The 6,839-nt window shown below is 46.5% G+C and carries 4 protein-coding genes; all 4 read left to right on the forward strand.

Annotated features, from left to right (window positions below):
- The first annotated feature begins 134 nt into the window (after nucleotides 1-134).
- Nucleotides 135-1,280, forward strand: a complete 1,146-nt coding sequence (dnaJ, locus tag VIM91_RS08225; RefSeq protein WP_331864342.1) for a molecular chaperone DnaJ — start codon at nucleotides 135-137, stop codon at nucleotides 1,278-1,280.
- A 15-nt stretch (nucleotides 1,281-1,295) separates the two neighbouring features.
- The gene (dapB, locus tag VIM91_RS08230; protein ID WP_331864343.1) at nucleotides 1,296-2,117 is read left to right on the forward strand and encodes a 4-hydroxy-tetrahydrodipicolinate reductase; all 822 of its coding nucleotides are present in this window, start codon (nucleotides 1,296-1,298) and stop codon (nucleotides 2,115-2,117) included.
- Between the two features lie 235 nt (nucleotides 2,118-2,352).
- Entirely contained in the window at nucleotides 2,353-3,498 is a 1,146-nt protein-coding gene (gene carA, locus VIM91_RS08235; RefSeq protein ID WP_331864344.1) for a glutamine-hydrolyzing carbamoyl-phosphate synthase small subunit, read from the forward strand.
- Between the two features lie 25 nt (nucleotides 3,499-3,523).
- Nucleotides 3,524-6,745, forward strand: coding sequence for a carbamoyl-phosphate synthase large subunit (gene carB / locus VIM91_RS08240; protein WP_331864345.1), 3,222 nt, complete (start codon nucleotides 3,524-3,526; stop codon nucleotides 6,743-6,745).
- Nucleotides 6,746-6,839 lie beyond the last annotated feature (94 nt).

The following is a 6,839-nucleotide window of genomic DNA, read 5'->3' on the forward strand; positions in this document are numbered from 1 at the left end:
TAATGCAACGGCTCTTTTTTTGAGCCGTTGTTTTTTCTATCACGCAAGTGGTTTAGCTGAAGTTTATTGGGGTTGTGTTGTTATTTGACCTTAGTGGTTTGAGCTAATTCACTTTTTAAATATGTTACGGATCTATGAGCAAAAGAGACTTTTACGAAATACTGTCGGTTTCACGCACCGCATCAGAAGCGGAAATTAAAAAAGCCTATCGTAAACTGGCGATGAAGTATCACCCAGATCGGAATCCTGATGATCCCGAAGCGGATCATAAGTTCAAAGAAGCGACCGAGGCTTATGAGATTTTAACCGATGACCAAAAGCGCGCCGCTTACGATCAGTTTGGCCATGCTGGCGTGGATGGTTCGCAGGGCAGCGGTGGCTTTGGTGGCGGATTTGGCGATGCATTTGGTGATATTTTCGGTGATATTTTTGGCGGTGGTCGACGTGGGCCACGTCCGGGCGATGACTTGCAGTATGAGCTCGATATTACGTTGGAAGAAGCGATTGCTGGCACCGAAGTGGATATTCGTATTCCGCGCCAACAAGATTGTGATGCTTGTGACGGGTCAGGCGCTGAGCCGGGTACCTCGGCTCAGACCTGTCCAACCTGTCATGGCGAAGGACAAGTACGCATTCAGCAAGGTTTTTTTGCAGTAGCGCGTGAATGTCCGACTTGTCATGGGCGAGGTAAGATTATTAAATCCCCTTGTAAAAAATGTCGCGGGGATGGTCATGTCACCGTGCATAAAACCTTATCGGTTAAAATTCCGGCCGGGGTCGACTCAGGCGACCGTATTCGTCTACAAGGTGAAGGCGGTATGGGCGAACCCGGGGCGCCACGCGGTAATTTATATGTACGCATTCGTGTTAAGCGTCATGCCATTTTCCAGCGTGATGGCGATACCTTATTCTGTGAGCTGCCTTTGTCTTTCGCAACCGCTGCGTTAGGTGGTGAAGTTGAAGTGCCGACCTTAAATGGCAAGGCGCGTTTAAAAATTCCAGCTGGTACTCAGTCGGGTCAACGCTTTAAGCTGGCCGGTAAAGGGGTCAAGTCGGTGCGTTCTTCTCGGGTAGGTGATTTAATTTGCGAAGTGAATATTGAAACGCCAGTTAAATTGACCGATGATCAGAAAGAACTGCTGAAAGCCTTTGATGAAAGTTTAAAAGGTAAGCCGGGTAAACATAGCCCTAAAGCGCATTCATTTTTTGATTCAGTGAAGTCGTTTTTTACTTCGGATGATGACAATAAATCGAATAATAAAGAGCCCTGGAACTCTTAAATCAAAGGATAGTTTATGTTGGATACTCAAGAAATGATTCGTATTGGTGTAATGGGTGCTTCCGGTCGAATGGGTAAGCACTTGATTGAAGCCACGAACGCGACACCAGGCCTGGTATTGGGTGCGGCTATTGAGCGTCCGGGTTCGAGTTTGGCAGGCGCTGATGCTGGAGATTTGGCTGGGCTGGGTTACTTGGGTGTAAAGGTCACGGATAATCTGGCGGAAGTATTAGATGATTTTGATATTCTTATCGATTTTACCCGCCCTCAGGTGAGCCTTGAAGCTTTAGCCTTGTGTGTGCAAGCTAATAAACGGATTGTTATCGGCACAACCGGATTTGATGAAGCTGGCTTAGCCGCAATTGATGAGGCAGCGACTAAAATTCCGGTGGTGTTTGCGCCCAACATGAGTGTAGGGGTAACCTTAAGTTTAACCTTATTAAAAATGGCGGCTAAAGTATTAAACGAAGGCTTTGATGTTGAAATCATCGAAGCCCACCATCGTCATAAAGTGGATGCGCCTTCAGGTACCGCGTTGCGTATGGGAGAAGTGGTTGCTGAGGCTTTAGGGCGTGATTTAAAAAGCTGCGCGGTTTATGGTCGAGAAGGAGATACTGGCGAGCGTGATCCCAAAACGATCGGCTTTGAAACCATTCGTGCCGGCGATATTGTGGGCGAGCATACAGTAATGTTTGCTGGGATTGGTGAGCGTATTGAAATTACCCATAAAGCCTCCAGTCGAATGACGTTTGCGAGTGGTGCGGTACGCGCTTGCCAGTGGTTAGCGAACCAATCAAATGGCTTGTATGACATGCAAGATGTGTTGAATTTGCGTTAATCCATCACCAGGCCTGGTGATGGTAAATTGCGAGCAATTAATCTAGACAATAAGGCTGAAATGATTTAAAATCCGCCTAATTTAGAATTTTGATTTTATGACGCAGAATTAAGGGTGACATGAGGTCATTTAGCAAAAACAATAGAGACGGAGCTAGTCCTTTATAAAAGGGGGCTGGCTCCGTTTTTTGTATGCGCATTTTAAGAAGTATTTAAGTATCTAGGCGGACGATTAAATGAATTACACGGCTTTGTTAGCGCTTGAGGATGGGACGCTTTTTTGGGGAACTTCAATTGGTGCTGAAGGCGAATGTGTTGGTGAGGTTGTGTTTAATACCTCGTTGACGGGTTACCAAGAAATTTTGACGGACCCTTCCTACTACAAACAAATAGTGACCTTAACTTACCCGCATATTGGGAATGTTGGGGTGAACGCAGAAGATGCCGAGTCATCCGGTATTATGGCACAAGGCTTGGTGGTTAAAGACTGTTCACGATTGATGAGTAACTTTCGTGCTCAGCAGAGTTTGCCGGACTACTTAAAAGCTCAAAATGTGGTGGCGATTGCGGATATTGATACGCGTAAGTTAACGCGAATTCTGCGTGAAAAAGGTGCACAGAATGGTGTGATTGTCGCCGGCTCGAATATCAATGCCGATAAAGCCGTGGCCGACGCGAAAGGCTTTGCTGGCTTAAAAGGCATGGACTTAGCTAAAGAAGTAACTACCAAAAAACCTTACAGCTGGACAGAAGGCAGTTGGCAATTAGGCAAAGGTCATATTGATTTCGCCGAGCAGCAGCCTTATCACGTAGTGGCGTTTGACTATGGAATTAAAGCTAATATTTTACGTATGCTAGCGGAACGTGGTTGTCGTTTGACCGTGGTGCCAGCTAAAACTTCGGCCGCCGAAGTGTTAGCTTTGAACCCAGATGGTGTGTTTTTGTCTAACGGTCCAGGTGATCCCGCTCCTTGTGATTACGCGATTGAAGCGATTCAAGGTATTTTAGAAACGGATATTCCCGTATTCGGTATTTGTTTAGGGCATCAATTATTGGCTTTGGCGAGCGGCGCTAAAACCGTCAAAATGAAGTTCGGTCATCATGGTGCCAATCACCCGGTGCAAGATACCGAAACGGGTCGTGTGTTTATTACAGCGCAAAACCATGGTTTTGCGGTAGATGAAACCAGCATGCCTGCGAATTTGAAATCAACTCATATCTCTTTGTTTGATGGTTCTTTACAAGGTATTTCGCGCACAGATAAGTCGGCGTTCAGTTTTCAGGGACACCCTGAAGCGAGTCCTGGTCCGCATGATGTTGCGCCTTTGTTCGACCAGTTTGTCGATAACATCAAACAATTTAAACAAGCTAACGCCAGCTAAGACCGCACAGAATTAAGGGAAGACTATGCCAAAGAGAACAGACATTAACAGCATCCTGATTATTGGTGCTGGGCCGATCATTATCGGACAAGCTTGTGAGTTTGATTACTCAGGTGCGCAAGCTTGTAAAGCGCTAAAGGAAGAGGGTTACCGCGTTATTTTGGTGAACTCCAACCCCGCGACCATTATGACCGATCCAGAGTTGGCGGATGCGACCTATATTGAGCCGATTACCTGGCAGGTAGTAGAACGTATTATTGAAAAAGAACGCCCAGATGCGATTTTGCCAACTATGGGTGGACAGACCGCGTTGAACTGCGCGTTGGATTTGGCGCATAACGGTATTTTAGAAAAATATAATGTTGAGCTAATCGGTGCCAAACAAGATGCCATCGATAAGGCTGAAAACCGGGATCGTTTCCGTCAAGCCATGACCAAAATTGGTTTAGATATGCCGACTTCAGCTGTGGCACACAATATGGCAGAGGCTTGGGAAATTCAAGCTCAGGTTGGCTTTCCAACCGTTATTCGTCCATCCTTTACTTTGGGTGGATCAGGCGGTGGTATTGCTTATAACCGTGAAGAATTTGAGCAGATTTGCAAGTTCGGCTTAGAATTGTCGCCTACCAATGAACTATTGATTGAAGAATCCATTTTGGGTTGGAAAGAATACGAAATGGAAGTGGTGCGTGATACCAAAGATAACTGCATTATCGTGTGTTCCATCGAAAACTTTGACCCGATGGGGGTTCATACCGGGGACTCGATTACGGTTGCGCCCGCACAGACCTTGACGGATAAAGAGTATCAAATTATGCGTAACGCCTCCATCGCGGTGTTGCGTGAAATTGGCGTGGAAACCGGCGGCTCGAACGTGCAGTTTGCGGTCAATCCGGAAAACGGTCGTATGATCGTAATCGAAATGAACCCGCGTGTTTCGCGTTCGTCAGCCTTGGCTTCTAAAGCAACGGGTTTCCCGATTGCCAAAGTGGCCGCTAAGTTGGCGGTAGGTTATACTTTGGACGAGTTGCAAAACGATATTACCAATGGTGCAACGCCGGCTTCGTTTGAGCCTTCGATAGACTACGTTGTTACCAAAATCCCACGTTTCACGTTTGAGAAATTCCCGCAAGCTCAGCCACGCTTATCGACCCAAATGAAGTCGGTAGGTGAGGTCATGGCGATGGGGCGTAACTTCCAAGAGTCGATTCAAAAAGCCTTGCGTGGTTTAGAAACCGGTCATGATGGCTTTGATGAAATGATCGATTTGTCGAGTGTGGAAGAAAAAGACGTGCGTGATATTTTACGTCGCGAATTGCGTGATCCAGGGCCTGATCGTGTTTGGTATGTGGCGGATGCGTTCCGTGCCGGTTGGACAGTTGAGCAGGTGTTTGATGTTTGTAAAATTGATCCTTGGTTCTTGTCACAAATTGAAGAGTTGGTTGAGCTTGAAACCCAAATTGTGGCCAAAGGCTTGGACACCTTAGAAGAAGGTTTCTTGCGCCAATTAAAGCGCAAAGGTTTCTCAGATAACCGTATTGCGAAGTTGTTAAAAACCGACAGTGCGTTGGTGCGTAAATACCGTCATACATTGGGTGTGCGTCCGGTTTATAAGCGTGTTGATACCTGTGCGGCAGAATTTGCGACGTCGACCGCCTATATGTATTCGACCTATGAAGAAGAATGTGAGGCCAACCCAACCAGTCGTGACAAGATCATGGTTTTGGGTGGTGGTCCAAACCGCATTGGTCAAGGTATCGAGTTTGACTATTGTTGTGTGCATGCGGCGATGGCGTTAAGTGAAGATGGTTATGAAACCATCATGGTTAACTGCAACCCGGAAACCGTATCTACCGACTATGACACCTCGGATCGTTTGTATTTTGAGCCGCTAACGCTTGAAGACGTGTTAGAGATTGTCGAAGTTGAAAAGCCTAAAGGTGTGATCGTGCAATACGGCGGCCAAACGCCGTTGAAATTAGCGCGTGATTTAGAAGCGGCGGGTGTACCGATTATTGGAACGAGCCCAGATTCGATTGACTTGGCAGAAGATCGTGAGCGTTTCCAGCAGTTATTGAACAAGTTAGGTTTACGCCAGCCGCCAAACCGCACCGCTCGCCGTGAAGACGAAGCGATTATTTTAGCTAAAGAAATTGGTTATCCTTTAGTGGTGCGTCCGTCTTATGTATTAGGTGGGCGCGCGATGGAAATCGTCTATTCAGAAGAAGATTTAATCCGTTACATGAAATATGCGGTTCAAGTTTCCAATGATTCGCCAGTATTGCTTGATCGTTTCTTGGATGACGCGGTTGAGCTAGACGTAGACGCGATTTGTGATGGCGAACAAGTGGTGATCGGTGGCTTGATGGAACACATTGAACAAGCCGGTATTCACTCAGGTGATTCTGCGTGTTCATTGCCGCCCTATAGCATTTCCGCTAAGATTCAGGACGAAATTCGCGATCAAGTCGCCAAAATGGCGAAAGCGTTAAACGTAATCGGCTTAATGAATACCCAGTTTGCCGTGAAAGGTGAGGATATTTATGTGCTTGAGGTCAACCCGCGTGCATCGCGCACCGTGCCATTTGTGTCCAAGGCGATTGGTCGTCCATTGGCTAAAATTGCGGCGCGTTGCATGGTTGGGCAGAGTCTGAATCAACAGGGTTACGAAGTTGAAATTATGCCGAAGCATTATTCGGTAAAAGAAGCGGTCTTCCCATTTATTAAATTTTTAGGGGTTGACCCAATTCTAGGGCCGGAAATGAAATCGACTGGCGAGGTAATGGGGGTCGGTGAAAACTTTGCACAAGCTTATGCGAATGCACAGTTAGCCGCTAGCACCGTGTTACCTCGGGAGGGTAAAGCCTTCCTCAGCGTGCGTAAGGCCGATCGTGTTAAGTTAATTGATCTTGCGCATAAGTTGTTAGCGAAAGGCTTCACGATTGTGGCCACGCGCGGAACCGCCTTATCTTTGACCGAGGCGGGCATTGAGTGTGAGTTGGTGAACAAAGTGACAGAAGGGCGTCCGAACATTGTTGATGCAATCAAAAATGAAGAGATAGCTTTGATTGTGAATACATCCGACGGTTCGGTCAGCATTAAAGATTCTTCTGGTATTCGTCGTGAAGCTTTAATGCATAAGATTTGTTATACGACCACTATGGCTGGCGCGTTTGCGACGGTCGCTGCGATGGATTATCTAGATAATCAACCGGTGCATCGTTTACAAGATTTACATAACGCTTAAACCTTGATATGTTTAAGTAACTAGAATATAAATTCGTTAGTTGCATAAAAGAAGCTGGTACGTTGACGTGCTGGCTTCTTTTCTTTTATGGAGT

It is taken from the genome of Thiomicrospira sp. (genome assembly GCF_036568485.1).
In the GTDB taxonomy this organism is placed as follows: Bacteria; Pseudomonadota; Gammaproteobacteria; order Thiomicrospirales; family Thiomicrospiraceae; genus Thiomicrospira.

Coding starts and splice junctions, on each gene's coding strand:
- carB (WP_331864345.1), top strand. CDS start 3,524: ATGCCAAAGAGAACAGACATTAACAGCATCCTGATTATTGGTGCTGGG.
- dnaJ (WP_331864342.1), top strand. CDS start 135: ATGAGCAAAAGAGACTTTTACGAAATACTGTCGGTTTCACGCACCGCA.
- carA (WP_331864344.1), top strand. CDS start 2,353: ATGAATTACACGGCTTTGTTAGCGCTTGAGGATGGGACGCTTTTTTGG.
- dapB (WP_331864343.1), top strand. CDS start 1,296: ATGTTGGATACTCAAGAAATGATTCGTATTGGTGTAATGGGTGCTTCC.